Genomic DNA, 19230 nt, shown 5'->3' on the forward strand with positions numbered 1-19230 from the left:
ATGAGTACTAACAAATCAATACATTTAGTAGCACGCCCAACAGGCGGTCCAATTGACAACAGCCTATTTGAAATCAAGGAACGTGAAGTACGTTCAATTACCGAAGGCGAAGTGCTTGTTAAACAAAATATGATGTCGTTAGACCCTGCCATGTTTGGCTGGATGAGCCCAGATACAGAAAGTTATATTCCACCAGTAGAGCTTGGCGATGTAATGCGTAGCTCAGGCATTGGTGAAGTAGTAGAAAGTAAAAGCGATAAATTTAAAGTGGGCGACCGTGTTATGGGCATGATGGGGTGGCAGCAATATTTTGCTGGCAGCGCAGAAGGTCTAAATAAAATTGAAGCGCCAGTTTCAGACGAAGCGGTATTGTCGGTTTTTGCTTTACCAGGACTAACGGCAACGCAAGGTTTATTAAAAGTAGGTAAACCTAAGTCAGGCGAAACTTTAATTGTTACAGGTGCCGCAGGTTCAGTTGGTTCTATTGTAGGTCAGTTGGCAAAAGCGGAAGGGCTTAACGTTATTGGTGTAGTAGGTAGCGATGAAAAAGCCGAATGGATCACTAAAGAGTTAGGCTTTGACGGTGCTATTAATTATAAAACCGACGATTTAGCCGCTAAATTAGATGAGTTAGCGCCGAAGGGCATTGATGTATTTTTTGAAAACACAGGTGGACCAATCCAACACCATATTTTTGAGCGAATGAATGCACATGGTCGAGTTGTTGTTTGTGGCCTGATTGCCGACTATCCAAAAGCGGAACCTGCGCCAGGACCAAGTTGGTTAAATGTTATTAAAAAGCGTGTTCGTATTGAAGGCTTCACTATGCCAGATCACTTTGGTGAAATTCCTCAATTATTACAAACGTTAACGCCGTATGTAATGAGCGGCCAAGTTAAGTACCGAGCGCACACACTAGAAGGTTTAGAGTCAGCAATAACAGGCTTGAACTTATTCTTTACCGGCGATAACAAAGGTAAGCTTGTAGTTAAGTTATAAGTTAAAAGCTATAAGCTTTTTGCGAATATTAACGGTACTTTTGGGCTATTCGGTTAGCCCAATTGCCGTTATGTTCAAGCTTACAGCGCTCTTCCGAGTCAAACCGAATTTGTTTAGTTGCGTTTTTAAGGTTTATATTTATTGATTGCAGTGACTTTTGTACATATTCGACGGCCATCTCTTTTGCGCTGGATGACTCAAACATAGCTTGATTTTCATTGCTATCAAAAACGCAGATAACCCTCAAACTTACATTTATACTATTAAAGTTTACTTCATGACTTAGCCATACAAATCCATCAATTGATTCAAAATGGTCTTCACATACGTTTGTTAAACATTGTCGTAATTGCTTATCTAGTTTTTTATCGGTTTTTTTCATAATTCACTTAAATCAAGTTGAAGCTAAAATGGTGGTTATAAAAAGCTTTGTCTTTGTCGTAATGATAGTTACATTAGCGCATTGTCCAATTTAATACTTTAACCCTTGAGATACTTACTATTGTCTGAGTTTGAACAACCCCGCGAGACTTTGTTTACTGTACCTGACAAGCACAGAAGCCGTACGTCTGATGTAATGCAATATTTAATTGACCGCACCGAAGATAAAGAAGTCACGTTAAGCTCTTTAACTCAACGTTTAGGGGATCGTACATTCGGTATTTTACTGCTTTTAATGGCGGTATTTAACTTAATTCCCATTATATCTATTTTGTCTGGATTGCTGGTGGCTGTTTTAGGGCTGCAACTTGTTATCGGCTTTCAGGAAGCTAAATTACCAAACTTTGTTTTAACCAAAAGTTTGCCAGCAAAACAAGTACGAGCTGCACTGCATGTATTTTTACCAAAGATTAAATCGCTCGAACGTTATATTAAACCAAGGTGGCAATTCACTGAAGCTGCTATTTTTGATCGGGTTAATGGCGTCATATTAATTGTCGTAGGGCTTATGATTTTATTACCTATTCCATTGGCAAACGTAATTCCAGCTTTTGTGGTATTTATGATGGGACTAGGATTATTAGAACGTGATGGATTACTGCAGATGTTAGCGTTAGGTTTAAGCTTTATAACAGGTTTATTGATTTACCTATTTGTGTTTTAAGTGGTGGTCCCAAGGTGCCGATGAAAACCAAACCCTTGAACAACCGACGTGTTCAAGGCGGACACCATATTCTCACCGTAGGCTTCTCGATTCACGCTCGAAAGCGAGCCGAGCTTGCGCAATAGCAAGAAAGATGACGTCCTTTAAAAAAAGTATCGGCTCAGGGATATGTGTTCTCTGTCAAACACCCCAGGTACCATAATAAATCACACTTATAACCATAGAAGAGACACAAAATTTATCCAGAACAGTTCTGATTAGAAGTTTGTCTATCTATGACAAAGCGGAATATAACATCTCAAACTTACAGTACAATGAAAATAGGGATTTGGATGACTCAACTGGGTGATTTTTTAACAAAGTGAATAAATTTCCCACGGTTACCGCGGCTTAGGTCTTCAAAATGTGTACAATACTTCTGATTTTCCTCGGTTTCTATTACACTTAAACAAATTTAATAAAAGTAGCGAATTCAAATGACGCATCAAGATCTAGTACAAGTTTTAAATGAGCAAGACTTTACGGCAACGGCCAGTGAGTTTCACGGTTTGTTAGCGGGCTTAATATCTGGTGGCATGTTCAAAGGCAACAAAGACTTTTTAGAGCATTTATCAGAGCTGTTTAACAACGGCATGTCCATCAAAGGCAAAGTGAAAATTGCAGCTCAAGATCTCGTTAATGACATTTATGACAAGCTAGAGTCTGGTGAAATGGCATTTGAAATTTTATTAATGGACGATGAAGAAACCTTAACAGATCAAGCGGAAGAGCTTATCAATTGGGTTCAATACTTTTTAGTTGGTTTTGGTTTAAACAAACGCGACTTAAAATTAGCCAGCAACGACGTTCGTGAAGTGATTGAAGACTTAACTAACATAACACGTATGGATTCTGAAATGGAAGACAACAACGAAAACCAGGCTGACTTTTATGAAGTGGTTGAGTTTGTTCGTGTTTCAGCCATATTATGTCATCAAGAGTTTGGTACAGAAACCACTGTTCCAGATGATGAAAACAAAACTTTGCATTAAATTCTGGTTTAAATGCTTACACATAAACACTTAACCTAGACTCTATGCACAAACACTAAAATCAATGAATATAAAGTTGCCGGAACTCAAACTCCGGTACCATTTTTTAGAGGTATAAATGATAAACTCAATTCCTGTTAACGAATTTGTAAACCGCAGAATCGCACTTGCTGAAAAGATGAAAGACAATAGCGTTGCGATCATTCCTGCAGCCCAAGAGTTAACAAGAAGTAGAGATACTGAGTTTGCCTTTAGACAAAATAGTGACTTTCATTATTTAACGGGTTTCCCAGAGCCGGATGCCTATTTAATTATTGAAAAAATGGACGGCGTTCACGCGTCAACCTTAGTGTGCAGAGTAAAAGATAAGTCAGCTGAAATTTGGCATGGCCGAAGAATTGGTAAAGAACAAGCCGTTAAAAGCTTTGAAGTACATCGTGCGTTTGATACTACGGAATTAAACGAAACGATTAAAGACGCTATTAATAACAAGTCAACCTTGTACTTTGCGCAGGGCGAGTATGATTATGCTGATGACTTGGTTTTTAATACTATGCATGAACTGCGCATGGGACCTAAAAAAGGCTGGTCTGCACCTACAGAAATGCTAGACGTTCGTCCGCTTGTGCACAATATGAGACTGTTTAAATCGGAAGCTGAAATTAGCGTTATGCGTGAAGCAGGTAAAATTTCTGCTGCGGCACATAAACGAGCAATGCAGTTTTCAGCAGCGCAAACAAAACAAAACTTACCGGTTTTTGAATATCAGCTTGAAGCAGAAATTCATCATCATTATGCCATGAATAAAGCCCGTCACCCTGCCTACGGTACCATAGTAGGTGGTGGCGAAAACGCCTGCATATTGCATTACACAGAAAACCAAGATGAAGTGAAGTCGGGCGATTTAGTATTAATAGACTCTGGTTGTGAACTCGAAGGTTATGCGGCGGACATCACTCGTACATGGCCAGTAAATGGTAAATTTAGTGAAGAGCAAAAAGCCATTTATAACGTGGTACTGAATGCTCAACAAGCGGTATTAGATGCTATATCTCCAACGGCTTCATTAAAGTCGATCACCAATGCCTCAATTAAAGCGGTGACAGAAGGGCTCGTTGCACTTGGTATTTTATCTGGTGATGTTGATGAGTTAATTAAAGACAATGCACATCGCGCATTTTACATGCACGGCTGTTCGCATTGGATTGGGTTAGACGTTCATGACGTTGGTGACTATAACCAAGCTGGCGCTGAGCGCTCACTAGAGCCTGGTATGGTATTCACCGTTGAACCTGGAATTTACATTGATAGTGAAGCCAACTGTGATGCTAAATGGCATGGCATTGGCGTTCGTATTGAAGATGATATTTTAATTACCAAAAATGGTTACGAAAACTTAACCGAAAGTGTGCCTAAGACCGTAGAAGAAATTGAAGCTATTTTTTCTTAGTAAAGCAAACGCATAAAACGTTAAGGGGCTGTTTTGAGTTTAAGCGCGGATACAAATGTAAAATTTGATGTGGTTGTGTCTGGAGGCGGTTTGTCGGGCCTACTTACGGCAATTGGCTTAAAGCAAGAAACACCAAGTTTACGAGTGGCGATTGTTGAGACCGTTGAACAAACGTCTGAACAAACTGTGCAATCAAATTTTGACCAGCGCTGCTTAGCGTTATCGCATGGCTCTTTACAGCTTTTGAATCATTGGAAGGTGTGGCCAGAACTTAAAAAGAACGGCTGGCCGATCCAAACAATCATCACTTCAGATCGCGGTCATGTTGGTAAAACCATGATGCAAGCGAAAGACTATGGCTTAAATGCCATGGGACATGTGGCATCAATGCACAATTTAGGTTGTGCACTCAAGGCAACGGCTAAACACTTTGATTTACATTGGTTTTGTCCGGACCATATTGTCGCGTTAACGACACCATCTGCGTTATCCGAGCCAGTAGAAATCACGTTAAGTTCTGGCAATAACATTAAAAGTCAGTTGCTGGTGGTAGCCGAAGGGGCAAACTCTCCAACACGTGATTTGTTAAAAATTAACAATAAAACCAGCCAATACCAACAAGCCGCTATTATTGCCAATGTTCGAACTGAAACGGCACCTAAAAACCTCAAAGCCTATGGCGCTAATGTCGCCTTTGAACGTTTTACGACGAACGGCCCCATTGCATTTTTACCTATTGGCAAAAACGAGTTTAATGTGGTTTGGACTCAATCACCTGAGCAAGCGCTTGTTAATAAAGAGTTAGACGATGACGCTTTTTGTGAAGCGCTGCAACTCGCCTTTGGTTATGCTGCCGGGCGAATAGTGAAATGCTCAAAACGAGCGTATTACCCACTGAGCCTGACTAAAGTTGAACGTTTGATTGCAGCCAGAACCGTATTATTGGGCAATACCGCACATACGGTTCATCCTATTGCAGGGCAAGGTTTTAATTTAGGTGTTCGAGATATTGGCGTATTGGTTTTTGAAATAAAACAAGCACTTGAAAATAGCACTGACATTGGCTCATTCTCGGTTTTAAACAGTTATCAAAGAAATAGATTGGATGATATTGAGCGCATTACCGAATTTACCGACATGTTAGTCCGACTATTTGCTTTGCCTGGCAGGTTGCCTGCATTTACCAGAACCGCAGGGCTAATGTCTTTACAGAAATGCGACGGACTGCAGCAGTGGTTAGCACTGCATTTTATGGGCAGTCATAAACAGTTTAACTTACCGCAAGCAAAACAAGCAGAGTGTTAAAATGATCTCAACAGATATAGTAGTAATTGGCGGTGGTTGTGTTGGTTTAACGGCAGCCTTGGGGCTTGCGGAGCAAGGTTATAGTGTTGTTGTTGTAGATCGCGCATCAGAGCTTGTAGAATTATCTGAGCCTCAGCCTAGAGTCAGTGCATTATCATTAGCGAGTCAGCAAATTTTAACCAATCTTAATGCTTGGCAACATATGGCGTCAGACCGATTGTCTGCTTACGACTCAATGAAGGTATGGGATAAAGAAAGCTTTGGCGATATTAGTTTTAATGCAGATCAGGTAAACCAATCTCACTTAGGCCACATAGTTGAAAACAGTAATATACGAAATGGTCTTATTAAAGCGGCCAAAGCTCAATCGCTTATAACGCTTAAATTTGAAACTGAAATAACCGCTATCCATAACAATGATGAACAGGTAGTGCTGACATTGGTTGATGGAGGCGCTGATGCAAACAGCCTAGTAATGGCTAAGTTAGCCATTGCCGCTGATGGAGCCCAGTCTTGGGTTAAAAAACAACTCAAATCGGCCACTACATTTTCTGATTATGATCATCACGCTATTGTGGCTAATATCAAAACCGCAGAGCCACATAATCAATGTGCTCGACAAGTATTCTTGCCACAAGGCCCGCTCGCGTTATTACCTATGTTTGGTGAGCAGCAAAATATTTGCAGTATTGTTTGGTCTACCTCGCCTGAACAAGCTGAACATTTAATAAATATGGACGAGGTTGATTTTAACAAGCATTTAACCGCTGCAACCGACAGCGCTTTAGGTCCTTGCGAAGTAACTACCGTACGAGCTAGTTTTCCTTTAACCATGCGCTATACGCAACAATGGTTAGACAAACGAGTGATCTTTATTGGTGACGCAGCTCATACCATTCACCCATTGGCGGGTTTAGGCATGAACTTAGGTTTATTAGATGCGGCAAGTTTGGTGGAATGTTTATCGTCTAATTCTTCTAACGCATTATTAAACGACCAAGTTAAGTTAACAAAACAGCTCAGAGAGTTTGAACGCTGGCGTAAAGCAGAAGCACAGGTACTCATTGTTGCAATGGCCTCGTTAAAGGAATTGTTTGAAGGTTTAAACCCAATAAAAAAACTAATACGAGGTGTGGGGCTGAAGATAACCAATAATACTCCGCTCGTAAAAAACAAAATTATTGAGCAGGCAATGGGTATCAGCGGTAAGTTGCCAGTATTAGCCCAACAGGTTGATGAAATATAACCACGTAAAACAAAGTTAAATTAAAGCCACTCCCTAAAAAGAGTGGCTTTTTAGTAATAAAACAACAAAGGTTTGCATCAATATTACTAATCAGTAACGCATAGAGTTATGGTTTTGTATGGGGTATACTCTGACGCAAATTTTTACTGCAGTCTTTTACAGCACTCTTTTATAGAAAGGTAATGTTCATGAGCAACAGAACGGTTTTATTTGATAAACACGTCGAAGCAGGCGCGAAGATGGTAGATTTCCATGGTTGGGAAATGCCAATTAACTACGGCTCTCAAATCGAAGAGCATCACGCTGTTCGTCAAGATGCTGGAATGTTCGATGTGTCACATATGACCATTGTTGACATTAAAGGTGCAGACGCAAAAGTATTCCTACAGAAGCTAGTAACAAATGACGTTGCTAAACTTCAAGTTGCCGGTAAGGCTCTTTACACTGGTATGCTAAATGAAGAAGGCGGTGTTATTGACGACCTTATCATTTATCACTTTGACGAGACGTTCTACCGTATGGTGGTTAACTCGGCAACACGTGTTAAAGACTTAGAGTGGATTAACAAACAAGCCGCGACGTTTAACGTTACCGTGACTGAACAGCCTGACTACGCAATGATTGCCGTTCAGGGCCCAAATTCAAAAGAAAAAGTAGCCACAATTATTTCAGCAGAGCAACAAGCTTTGGTTGAAGGTATGAAGCCATTCTTTGGTGTTCAAGCTGGCGACTTATTTATCGCAACAACAGGTTACACTGGAGAAACAGGTTACGAAATTATTCTTCCACCGGAACAAGCTGCTGATTTTTGGCAACAACTAATTGATGCGGGCGTTCAACCTGCTGGATTAGGTGCTCGCGATACATTAAGACTTGAAGCCGGTATGAACCTTTATGGTTTAGACATGGACGAGTCAGTTTCTCCGTTAGCAGCAAACATGGCTTGGACTATCTCTTGGGAACCTGCAGAGCGCAACTTCATTGGTCGTGACGCACTTGTTAAATTGAAAGAGCAAGGTTCAGACAAGCTAGTGGGATTAGTGATGGAACAGAAGGGCGTATTAAGAAGCGGCCTTAAAGTGATCACAGATGCTGGCGAAGGCGTAATAACGTCGGGAACTTTCTCTCCAACATTAGGCTTCTCAGTGGCCATGGCTCGTGTACCAAAAGGTGCAGAGCTAGGCAGCACAGTACAGGTAGAGATGCGTAAAAAGTTGGTTGACGTAAAAGTAGTTAAAGCTGGGTTTGTTCGTAACGGCAAGTCAGTTCTTTAATTAACTAAAGTAACGTTAGCAACAAGACAAATATTTGAATGATGAGGTTGAACATTTTGTAAAGTGCCATTATCTTTTCACATGGCTAACAAAATAGACAACCTGGTTATCTAAACAACTTATAAAATTAATAAAGAAAGATCCCTAAGGAACTTAAAATGAGCACTATTCCATCGGACTTAAAATACGCGTCTTCACACGAGTGGGTTCGCAATGAAGGTAACGGCGTTGTTACTGTTGGTATCACTGAACACGCACAAGGCCTTCTTGGCGACATGGTATTTGTAGATTTACCTGACGTTGGTGATGAATTTGCAGCGGGTGACGATTGTGCAGTAGCAGAATCTGTAAAAGCCGCTTCTGACATCTACGCACCTGTAGCTGGTGAAGTAGTTGCCGTGAACGAAGAGTTAGAAGACTCTCCTGAAAACGTTAACTCTGACCCATACGGAGACGGTTGGTTATTCAAGTTAAAACTTGAAGATGCGTCTGAGTTAGACGACTTGTTAGACGACGGTGGTTACGCCGACTCTATCGACGAAGATTAAGTCTTAGTCAAAAAATTGAAAGCCTCGCTCGGATAATCCTGCGAGGTTTTGTCTATTTTAATTGTAGGAAATCTGTTAGCCATGTCAGAAAAATTTAGCCTAACTCAACTTGAGCAAAATGAAATTTTTATTCGCCGCCATATTGGTCCTAGCGAAGACGAACAGCTTGAGATGTGTAAAACTTTGGGCGTAAGCTCTGTTAAAGAATTGATTGACCAAACGGTACCTGGTTCTATCCGTTTACCGGAAGCCTTAAATATTGGCGACGCTCAAACAGAAGAGCAAACGTTAGCGTATTTAAAGTCGGTTGCGAGTGAAAACCAAATAGCTAAATCATATATTGGTTTAGGTTATCACCCGGTTTCAGTGCCAAACGTAATTCAACGTAACGTATTGGAAAATCCAGGTTGGTATACGGCTTATACGCCTTATCAGCCAGAGATTGCACAAGGTCGTTTAGAGTCACTGCTTAACTTCCAACAATTAACAATAGACTTAACTGGCTTAGAGCTAGCAAGCGCTTCTTTATTAGATGAAGCAACCGCAGCTGCTGAAGCAATGGCGTTAGCTAAACGTGTTGCTAAAGCCAAAAAAGCGAATACATTTTTTATAGCAAACGACGTATTCCCACAAACTATTGACGTTGTTAAAACACGTGCTGAATTGTTTGGTTTTGAGATTGTTGTTGATGCCGCTGAAAAAGTATCAGAATACGACATTTTTGGTGCATTGTTCCATTACACTGGCCAAGAAGGTCAGGTTAATGATATCAAACCACTAATCGAAGCGACTCAAGAGAAAAAAGCCATTGCTATTGTTGCAGCGGACATCATGAGCTTAATCATGTTAGAAGGCCCAGCACAATTTGGTGCAGACGTGGTACTTGGTTCTGCACAGCGTTTTGGTGTACCAATGGGTTACGGTGGTCCACACGCTGCATTCTTCGCAACAACAGATAAGTTCAAGCGTTCATTACCAGGTCGTATCATTGGTGTTTCTAAAGACCGCCGTGGTAACAAAGCATTACGTATGGCTATGCAGACTCGTGAGCAGCATATCCGTCGTGAAAAAGCGAACTCAAACATTTGTACTGCACAGGTTTTACTGGCGAACATGGCATCATTTTATGCTGTTTACCACGGACCAAAAGGCTTAAAAGCCATTGCGCAACGCATTAACCGTTTAGCTGACATTTTTGCTTTGGGCCTAAAAGAAAAGGGCATCAAACTGGTTAATGATTCTTGGTTTGATACGGTAACGTTTGAAGCTGCAAACAAAGACGAAATTCTTGCACGCGCAGCGGACAAGCTTGTTAACTTCCGTTCAGATTTAGACGGTAAGTTATCTGTGTCTATGCACGAAACGGTTACTCGTGAAGACATCATTGAATTATTTGATGTTGTTTTAGGCGAAGGTCATGGTCTTACAGTAGAAGCATTAGATAATGCAGCTCAAGGTTTTGATTCAGTACCAGCAGAATATACTCGTAAAACAGACATTCTTACTCACCCAGTATTTAATGCCTATCAGTCTGAAACTGAAATGTTGCGTTATATTCGTAAACTAGAAAGCAAAGACTTGTCATTGAACCACTCTATGATCTCGCTTGGTTCTTGTACGATGAAGCTAAATGCGACAGCGGAAATGATCCCTGTTACTTGGCCTGAGTTTGGCAACATGCACCCGTTTGCGCCAATGTCTCAAGCACAAGGCTATCGCAAAATGATTGGCGAACTGTCTGACTGGTTAATTGAAATTACTGGTTACGACAACATTTCAATGCAGCCTAACTCTGGCGCGCAGGGTGAATACGCTGGTCTTATCGCTATTCGTAAATACCACGAAAGCCGTGGCGATCATCACAGAAATATCTGCTTGATCCCAAGCTCAGCGCACGGAACTAACCCTGCTTCTGCTCAAATGGCAAGCATGAAAGTTGTACTTGTTGAGTGTGACAAGCAAGGCAACATCGACATGGCTGACCTAAAAGCCAAAGCGGAAGAGCACAAAGACGCACTTTCTTGCATCATGGTGACGTACCCGTCTACACACGGTGTATATGAAGAAAGCATCCGTGAAGTATGTGACATTGTTCATGACAATGGCGGTCAGGTTTATATGGATGGTGCCAACATGAACGCACAGGTTGGCCTTACAGCGCCTGGTTTTATCGGTTCTGACGTATCGCACTTAAACTTGCATAAAACATTCTGTATTCCACATGGTGGCGGTGGTCCAGGTATGGGCCCAATTGGTGTTAAAGCGCATTTAGCGCCGTTTTTACCAAATCACCAAGTGACTAAAGTTGAATTCTTCGGTGACAATGACATCGACGGCATGACAATTAATGGTGGTGCTGATAACGGTGCGGTTTCAGCTGCTCCATACGGCTCTGCTGGCATTTTACCAATATCTTGGGCATACATTGCCATGATGGGTAAACATGGTCTTCAACAAGCTACAGAAGTTGCAATCTTAAACGCCAACTACATTACTGAGCGTTTGAGCAAACACTTCCCAATTTTATATCGTGGCCGTAATAACCGTGTTGCTCACGAATGTATTGTTGATATTCGCCCATTAAAAGAAAGCTCAGGCATTTCAGAAATGGATATTGCTAAGCGACTAAATGACTACGGTTTCCACGCTCCAACTATGTCATTCCCAGTAGCTGGCACATTAATGATTGAGCCAACAGAATCAGAAGCTAAAGTTGAAATCGACCGTTTCATTGACGCGTTAATCTCTATTCGTGAAGAAATTGCGAAAGTAGAAAGCGGCCAATGGACGTTAGACAACAACCCACTTGTTTTTGCACCACACACATCGGAAGACGTGTTAGACCCTAACTGGGATCGCGCCTATGCACGTGATTACGCTGCATTCCCATGTGAAGCGGTTAAGCAAAACAAATTCTGGCCAACGGTAACTCGTATAGATGACGTATACGGCGACCGTAACCTGATCTGTTCTTGTCCGGATATTGACTCGTATCGCGACGAATAATTTTTGATCTTTAAAGAAACCGCCGAAAGGCGGTTTTTTTTGTTCAAAAAGTTAAGTTCAAAAATGAAGTTGTAAAACCAGAAAATGGATTGTAACTTTTGAAAGAAATCTAATAGTGAGTCAAAAGTGAATACTCAGTTTAACTAACTTATAAAGGTGTGTTACGGTAAAAACATTCTTAGCCTAAATTTATTATCAAATTGAATGGAACCTAACTACGAAGAATACAGCTTAGAAGAGCTAATAGACGTCAAAGAGCGAATTGATAGGAATCGGTTTCCTCAACGCTATGAAATAGTTTTATCGCTTTTAGAAAAAAAAGTCTCCTAAGTCCATCAAAAAAAAGGAAATACCAGAAGAAGTTTTTCGAGAACTGTACAAGGAACAAAGTAAAGAAAAAGTCCATTTTTGGCCGCTTGTTCGAGGGGCTGCGTCCGGTTTTATCGCGGTCAAAACCATGCAATACCTAAATTGGACGATGAGCCAAATGATCATAGGTGGGATTATATTCTCTGTTAGTTACTTCTTTTTATTGGTACAAATAAACAAAATTAAATATGATCGTTTTAAGGCTGGGTTTCGAGCAGATAGCTAGCTTCTGAATTCAGTATTTGCAGGAAAGGACATAATAAAAATATGGAAAATTTTTACCTAGAAATTTCAATTATAATAGCGTTAATTCTAAACATCATCGCGGGGCTACAAGTTCTAAAATCTGACTATTTTGAAAAGAATCAAAAAGTAGCACAAATCATAATCATTTTTCTCATTCCATTTATTGCTTCCATTGGGATTATTTTGTTCTTGCGAGGCCAAGAAAGACCTTTCACTACCTCAAATGGTAAAGGAGGCCGCGGCCACAGTAGCATCGACGTATCAACTGGAGACTAGTGATAAGTAATTTGATGTGTGCTTTTGGCACAAATAGGATGAAGTTATGGAAAGCTATATACTGTTAATTTTGGGTTTGGCTACTCCCCTTAATTGGAGGCGCTGGTATATGTCTATTCTATAAAAGTATTGATAAACCAATTCCGAAACCAGAAAGCTTCACTAAACGCGCCGAATTCAGCAGCTCTTGGCAGGATACACCCTAACTTTTAGATGGTGTTTATACCTACAAATTAACGTGTAAGATCAAATATGAACCGTTAGAGTTAAGTGAGTGCGAGGCCGTAATGTCAAATATAATTACTCACAAACGTTATTAAATTTAACTAAGCTAAATTCACTAGAATTATCAATCCAGTCATAAACTATATTAGATTTTCGGCTTGAAAAAATCCTTATAAATTAGGCAACCGACTCACAAACTTTATTCGAGTACGACATTTTGAACAGGAAAATTATAGATGAAAGCTCTAGAATTATTTATTTGAAAATCGAACGTTTATAGTTCGCTTTTTGCTTTTAAAATCAAAATAACTACTAAATAGAGTTTGCTTATTAACGCTATTTAGTGATTATAGGAAAACAAGCATGTCACACAGGGAAGTACTTATGATTTTAACGTATAAAAATTTAAAAAAACGGCAGCGTAAAGAACGTGAGAATTACCAGTTGAACTTAAGTCTTCGAGTCCACCGAGCCTTAAGTTGGTTAGATCGTGCAGAGCAAGCAAAAGGCGATCAAGACGCACAGTTTATTTTCCTATGGATTTCTTTTAATGCTGCTTATGCTAATGAAATAGACGACCATCACCGGTTTACCGAGCAAGAAACCTTTCGCAACTTTATTGATAGGTTATGCCAGCTAGATGAAGACAACTTACTATCAGATTTAGTTTGGAAAGAGTTTTCCAGCAGTATTAGAGCGCTTCTTAGTAACCAGTATGTGTTTCAACCATTCTGGGATTTTCACAATAACAAAAAAACAGAGCAAGAATGGCAAGATGACTTTAAAACAGCTAATTCCTATGCGCACAAAGCACTAGGCCACAAAAACACATCAGCTGTGTTATCAGTTATATTTGCTCGTTTATATACCTTACGTAACCAGACTGTACACGGCGGTGCAACATGGAGCAGTGCTGTTAATAGAGACCAAATGCGTGATGCAGTAGCCTTTATGAGTAAATTTGTTCCATCCATTATTAACATAATGATGGACAGTTCGAATGAGCTTTGGGGCGAACCATGCTTTCCTGTTGTTGGTGACTGTTAATTTTTTATTATTGGTAAATCTATGAAAATAACATTTTTGATATTAATGTGTTTATTAAGTCTGTTTGGTAACATCTCGACCGCTGTGTCTCAAGAGAAAAACAAGCCAAGCATGTTTGAGCAGGATGTAAGCCACGTGATCTCGGCGTACAGCAAACTAGATTGGTTTACTGGTAATCTCCTGGTGGTTGAAAAGGGCAATACTATATTGCGCTCAGACACGGGGATGGCGAGTACCAAGCGTGATGTAAAGAATCAACAATGTACTCGATTTAACATCGGCTCTATAACTAAACACTATACAGCTGTATTGATCTTACAATTGATTGAACAAGGCCAGCTCAGTTTTGATACACCACTGTCTAACTTCGATTTTGGCTTTACTCAAGTAGATACTAACACCATTACCATTGAGCACTTGCTCAAACATCAAGCTGGGTTTAGAGACATATTTGTTGCTGAATATATGAATAACCCACTTGCCTATAACAGTCTTGATAAAAAGATCGCGCTTTTGATCGATGAGCCACTGAGGTTTACACCTGGTAGTGATTCAAAGTACTCAAATTATGGTTTCATTATTTTAGGCGCTATCGCTGAGAAAATTACGGATAAAAGTTTTGCTCGTCTTTTAGAAGAGCGCATCTTCATACCTACCGGAGCAAAAAGTAGCTCGTTAATTCGCAGTGAAAATGACAAGTGCCAGTCCGATCGTTTTACTTATTCAATATCAGGTAAAAATGTTGAGACGCAGTTTCGGGAGGTGTCGGGTCCTGATGGAGGCATAGAAGCAACCATTGATGACGTGTATCGTTTTTACGACACACTTTTCTTCTCTGATTTACTACTCCAGAGAGAAGGCGATATTTTTAAACGCTATTTTAACGAAAATAATCATATTCGCTCCTACGGTGGAGGGACTGGTGTGAGTGCAGCTGTTGAAGTCTTGCGAAGCGAGCAGGTAATAGTGGTGGTCCTAGCCAATACAGATGAATTAGTGGCTGAACGTGTCTCTGTACGAGTACTAGAAGCTGCACAGGGAAAGCCAATTACGCCCGTTAAGTTGCCCGCCAAACATTTTGTTTATAAACAATTTAAAACATTAGATCCGCAAACCTTTAAAACAACATTTAAAGATATTTACCAATCTTCTGGATACAACATGTTCCTTGGTCGAGCGATTAATGAAGCTGGCCTCAGCATTTTAAGGACAGCTCCTGATAAAAAAGGGCTTGAGATTATCCAATTACTCGGACATTTCTATCCAAATGCGCCTCAAGCGTATGATAGTGAAGCTTATGCTCATCAACTTCTTGGCGATGAAAAAAAAGCGCAACAAGTGTTCAAAAAGGCCCTTGCTATAAATCCAAAGTTTATTAGCGACTACAACGAAAGTAATTTTGGTTTAAAATAATTTTTTACAATTGCCTTTAATTAAAGCTTTTATCTTTAATTCAATAGGTTAAATTAGCCACTCACGAACATAATTGATGTGTAAGTACACTTGCCCGACGTACTGACCTTTTTAAATGGGCATGGAGAATAAAAATGAAAAAACTATTAGTAGCATCGGCTTTATTATTGGCTATGGGCTCAGCTCAAGCTGCAGACAAGGTTCGTTGGGATAGCGTTTCTGCGTCTTACGAGTCTTTAGATTTGGATGGTTCAAAATTTACTGGATTTGGCGTTTCAGGCACAAAACTATTAAATGAAAATGTATTTATAACGGGTAGTTACTCGTCATTGTCTGACGACATGAAGGTTTTTGGAAGTACAATTGACCTTGAAGTGAGTACTCTTTCTGTTGGCATAGGTTATCGTTATGAACTGTCAAGCAATACTGACGTTTTTGGTGTTATGTCACGTCTTGACTTCACTGCAGATGCATCAGGTTTTGGTACATCAAGTGATACTTCAGGAAACGGACTGGGCTTTGAAGGTGGTGTTCGCTCGCTACTAAACGAACAGTTTGAGCTAATGGGCTCTATAAGCTATTCAGATGTTGATGATGACTCGGAAGTTGGCTTTGGTGTGAAAGGTATTTATCACTTTGATGATAAGTTTTCTGCTTCACTTGGCTACCTAAGCGGTGATGACGCTGACCAGATCAGCGCTGCTGTAATTATGTTCTTTTAATTGAACTGATTCACCGGTTACTTATTTTAAGTATTTAAAACGCCTGTAACCGTAGCAGGCGTTTTCTTTTCTTCTCCATTACTTCCAATTTAGTCAGTGGCGTCCATTTTTATTCCACGCGACAAAAAAAAGCTCATTTTTTTGTATCATTATTAAACAATTTATGGAAAGCTAAAATCATAAGAATTTTACACTTCTTTAACCGCATGGAGCGACAAATATCACCTTAAATGAGACCTTGAATAAATTGAGAAACATTTATCAGTCAGTTATAACAATATGGCTCATATTATTAGTCATGTTTTCTAGTGTTTCAGTAGCCAAATCAATTCCACTCAATACGCAAATAGCGCTTGTTAATTCAGAGTTGTTTATCCTAAAAGATCCAAAACTCTTGTTGGACGTGGATGATGCATTCGCTAGGTTTAGGCTTGGTGATTTTGTCAAAAACCATGACAATAAAGTAAGCTTCGGGTTCACCAATAGTGCGGTTTGGGCGGTATTACCCATTAAAAACACGTCAGATAGCTCAGTGCCGTTAATCTTGAAAGTAGATAACGCTTGGTTAGATGAAATAGACGTTTTCTTTTACGAGCAAAGTATTTTAGCTAAGACTGTAATGCTTGGTGATACTAGTGCTTTTTCTAGTCGAGAGCGTCAAAAGCGTATGCCCTCAGTTGCTTACCAGTTTAAGCCTGGTACTACTTATATTGTAATGCGCTTAAAGTCAGATGATCCCATGACATTTCCGGTTTATATTGGTGACGTAGAAAGCGTTGAAGAATTTGATCAACAGAACGGTTATTTTTATGGTGCATTGTACGGTGCTTTAATTATTCTACTCATTTATAACTTGGCGCTTTACGCCTACTCCAAAGAGCTAAGATACTTTTTGTACTCCTTTTATTTGTTTTCATTTACTGCATTCAACTTTATGTATACCGGGCATGGATTTTGGTTGCTATGGCCAACAGAGCCTGCATTACAACAATGGTTAATGCCACTGCTTATGTTTGTGTATTTATGTTCCGGGGTTATGTTTACCATTGAGTATTTACAAGTTGAGAAGTATTTACCTAAGCTATATTCCTACCGACCTTTTATCTATGGATTTTTGGCCATAGTTGGCTGCCTTATTGTTATAGTCGGTAGCAAATCACTTGCGGTTATGGCGCAACTCATCATTCTCAGTACGGTCACAGTCTGGATGTTAGTTATTGGTTATTACTCGTTAAAAAGTGGCAACCCATTAGCTAAGTTTTTTGTTCCAGCTGTATTGCTAGGCACTACCGGTTCCTTCGTATCTAGTATGACAACGTGGGGCCTATTTCCTTATACACAATGGGCGTTTAGAGGCATAGAAATAGGTATGCTTTTAGAAATGTCACTATTGTCAGTATCCTTCGCTTTTAATTTTAAAGTGGCTTACGACGCAAAACTAACGGCTGAACATTATGCTCGAATTGATCCATTAACAAGTTTGTACAATCGCCGGGCTCTTAAAGAACTAGTTTATCCCGTTTGGAACCTAGGCAGTCGTCAACAAACTTCAATGTCGATATTGCTGATAGATTTAGATTGGTTTAAGCGTATCAATGATGAATTTGGCCATATTGTGGGAGATGATGTGCTCAAACACGTTGCACACGCTCTTAAAAGTCGCTTACGCGCATCTGACATTATTCTTCGGTGGGGCGGAGAAGAGTTTCTTGTATTCTTGCCCGATACGGATGTTTTACAAGCCAGAGCGTTAGCAGAAAAAATGCGATGTTATTTTGATGAGAATAACGTTAATGATTTTGCCAAAGTCACTATTAGTGTTGGTGTAGCGAGCGGAGTTGCTAATAAAGTTAGTTTTGATGACTTGCTTAAGTTGGCCGATGCATCGTTATATAAAGCGAAGAAATGCGGACGAAACCAAGTGGTCATAGTAGATGAACTGTCACAAGAGCTAGTTTAATAGTGAAATCCTAATAACGTACTTTTACCAAAGTTCTCTTTTGGATAAGAAAAAATCTATAAAGGCTCTTACCTTTGGCTGTTCTATTTTTACATTATGATAATAAAGATAAATCTCTGCGTTTTGATACCAGTACTCAGTTAATACCGGAACAAGTTGTTTATTTTGAACCGCCTGTTTTATGTCATTGTTGTCATGAAGCGCATTAATCAATCCTAATCCATCAATGGCAAGTTTAGAATGACAAGCCACCGTCTTAATTGGCGCGTTTAATATTTCAAATTCCATTTCTATTTGTGCGCTGTTGGGCGTTTGATTAACGGCTAGAGCATTGTCTGGTTGCGAATGAGTATGACTGATCATGGAATGCTCTCGCAGTTCTGCAGGTGTTTGAGGCGTACCATATTTCGCTAAATATTTAGGTGAGGCAAAGATCCCCAGTTTGGTTTTCCATAAAGAGCGCCTTTTTAATCCTGGATGTTTTTGACCTAGGTAATCAGCAACGCCCCAGTATATGTCGTTGGGCTTTTGTTCAATATCTATGGCATTTTCTTGCACATCAAACGACAACTCTATATCAGGGTACAACTGATTGAACTCCGCTAACCATGGAAAGATAGTTTCTTCATAAGTTTGAATATCCTGACTCAATATTTTTAATGAGCCCGTGAATTCTCCACTTTGTGTTTCTAGCCAGTCTTGAAGTGCCTCGTGTTGCTCAAGTATGTTGTTTGCTTTGATTAAAAATGATTGGCCAAATTGCGTTAAGTTGACCTTACGAGTTGTACGTTCAAATAAGGGAGAGCCTAAGCGCTGCTCAAGCTGGGAGACTTGCTTGCTAATCGCCATGGGGGTTTGTTGGTGCTCTTCAGCCGCTAATGTGAAACTGCGGTGTTTTGCTACAAGTACAAAGGCAATGAGGGTTTCTGTTTTAAACATCTTTTATAAATTTTTGGTATGGTTATATAAAACTATAATAGTATTTGTTTATTATTTTTGAAAGGTACT

16 protein-coding genes and 1 other RNA gene are annotated in these 19230 nt (G+C 39.9%); 14 read left to right on the forward strand and 3 right to left on the reverse strand.

Annotated elements, in window-relative coordinates:
- The gene (locus ABD009_RS07540; protein ID WP_343824163.1) at positions 1-999 is read left to right on the forward strand and encodes an NADP-dependent oxidoreductase; all 999 of its coding nucleotides are present in this window, start codon (positions 1-3) and stop codon (positions 997-999) included.
- A gap of 28 nt (positions 1000-1027) precedes the next feature.
- Here the strand turns inward: ABD009_RS07540 and ABD009_RS07545 are convergent, their stop codons facing one another.
- Positions 1028-1381, reverse strand: a complete 354-nt coding sequence (locus tag ABD009_RS07545) for a Fis family transcriptional regulator (protein WP_343824165.1) — start codon at positions 1379-1381, stop codon at positions 1028-1030.
- Positions 1382-1501: 120 nt separating this feature from the next.
- On the opposite strand from ABD009_RS07545, the gene ABD009_RS07550 reads away from it, so the two are divergent.
- Positions 1502-2104, forward strand: coding sequence for an exopolysaccharide biosynthesis protein (locus ABD009_RS07550; protein ID WP_343824167.1), 603 nt, complete (start codon positions 1502-1504; stop codon positions 2102-2104).
- Positions 2105-2106: 2 nt separating this feature from the next.
- Here ABD009_RS07550 and ssrS read toward each other — a convergent pair.
- Positions 2107-2303, reverse strand: a non-coding RNA gene (ssrS, locus tag ABD009_RS07555) — 6S RNA.
- A gap of 277 nt (positions 2304-2580) precedes the next feature.
- Between ssrS and ABD009_RS07560 the strand changes: the two genes are divergently transcribed.
- The 12 genes from ABD009_RS07560 to ABD009_RS07615 all read left to right on the forward strand — a co-directional run bounded on the left by ABD009_RS07560 (position 2581) and on the right by ABD009_RS07615 (position 18222).
- The gene (locus ABD009_RS07560; protein WP_155693858.1) at positions 2581-3135 is read left to right on the forward strand and encodes a UPF0149 family protein; all 555 of its coding nucleotides are present in this window, start codon (positions 2581-2583) and stop codon (positions 3133-3135) included.
- 121 nt (positions 3136-3256) lie between these two features.
- Entirely contained in the window at positions 3257-4585 is a 1329-nt protein-coding gene (gene pepP / locus ABD009_RS07565; protein ID WP_414153666.1) for a Xaa-Pro aminopeptidase, read from the forward strand.
- Positions 4586-4618: 33 nt separating this feature from the next.
- On the forward strand, positions 4619-5890 hold the full coding sequence (locus ABD009_RS07570) for an FAD-dependent monooxygenase (RefSeq protein WP_343824170.1): 1272 nt from the start codon (positions 4619-4621) through the stop codon (positions 5888-5890).
- A 1-nt stretch (position 5891) separates the two neighbouring features.
- Positions 5892-7136: an FAD-dependent oxidoreductase gene (locus ABD009_RS07575; protein ID WP_343824172.1), complete on the forward strand. Its 1245-nt coding sequence runs from the start codon at positions 5892-5894 to the stop codon at positions 7134-7136.
- A gap of 188 nt (positions 7137-7324) precedes the next feature.
- The gene (gene gcvT / locus ABD009_RS07580) at positions 7325-8410 is read left to right on the forward strand and encodes a glycine cleavage system aminomethyltransferase GcvT (RefSeq protein WP_155693852.1); all 1086 of its coding nucleotides are present in this window, start codon (positions 7325-7327) and stop codon (positions 8408-8410) included.
- A gap of 158 nt (positions 8411-8568) precedes the next feature.
- Positions 8569-8958 carry a glycine cleavage system protein GcvH gene (gene gcvH, locus ABD009_RS07585; RefSeq protein ID WP_155693850.1) on the forward strand — a complete coding sequence of 130 codons (390 nt, stop codon included), beginning with the start codon at positions 8569-8571 and terminating at the stop codon, positions 8956-8958.
- An 81-nt stretch (positions 8959-9039) separates the two neighbouring features.
- Entirely contained in the window at positions 9040-11964 is a 2925-nt protein-coding gene (gene gcvP, locus ABD009_RS07590; RefSeq protein ID WP_343824175.1) for an aminomethyl-transferring glycine dehydrogenase, read from the forward strand.
- Positions 11965-12600: 636 nt separating this feature from the next.
- The gene (locus ABD009_RS07595) at positions 12601-12855 is read left to right on the forward strand and encodes a hypothetical protein (RefSeq protein WP_343824177.1); all 255 of its coding nucleotides are present in this window, start codon (positions 12601-12603) and stop codon (positions 12853-12855) included.
- 609 nt (positions 12856-13464) lie between these two features.
- A complete protein-coding gene (locus ABD009_RS07600) occupies positions 13465-14127 on the forward strand; it encodes a hypothetical protein (RefSeq protein WP_343824179.1) in 663 nt (220 codons plus the stop codon).
- A gap of 21 nt (positions 14128-14148) precedes the next feature.
- Positions 14149-15540, forward strand: a complete 1392-nt coding sequence (locus ABD009_RS07605) for a serine hydrolase domain-containing protein (protein ID WP_343824181.1) — start codon at positions 14149-14151, stop codon at positions 15538-15540.
- Positions 15541-15674: 134 nt separating this feature from the next.
- Positions 15675-16262, forward strand: coding sequence for an outer membrane beta-barrel protein (locus ABD009_RS07610; protein ID WP_343824183.1), 588 nt, complete (start codon positions 15675-15677; stop codon positions 16260-16262).
- Between the two features lie 298 nt (positions 16263-16560).
- A complete protein-coding gene (locus tag ABD009_RS07615; protein ID WP_343824185.1) occupies positions 16561-18222 on the forward strand; it encodes a sensor domain-containing diguanylate cyclase in 1662 nt (553 codons plus the stop codon).
- Between the two features lie 24 nt (positions 18223-18246).
- Here ABD009_RS07615 and ABD009_RS07620 read toward each other — a convergent pair whose 3' ends face one another.
- Positions 18247-19161, reverse strand: coding sequence for a LysR family transcriptional regulator (locus tag ABD009_RS07620; RefSeq protein ID WP_343824187.1), 915 nt, complete (start codon positions 19159-19161; stop codon positions 18247-18249).
- Between the last annotated feature and the right edge of the window lie 69 nt (positions 19162-19230).

This window comes from Psychrosphaera haliotis, assembly GCF_039523615.1.
Lineage (GTDB): Bacteria > Pseudomonadota > Gammaproteobacteria > Enterobacterales > Alteromonadaceae > Psychrosphaera > Psychrosphaera haliotis.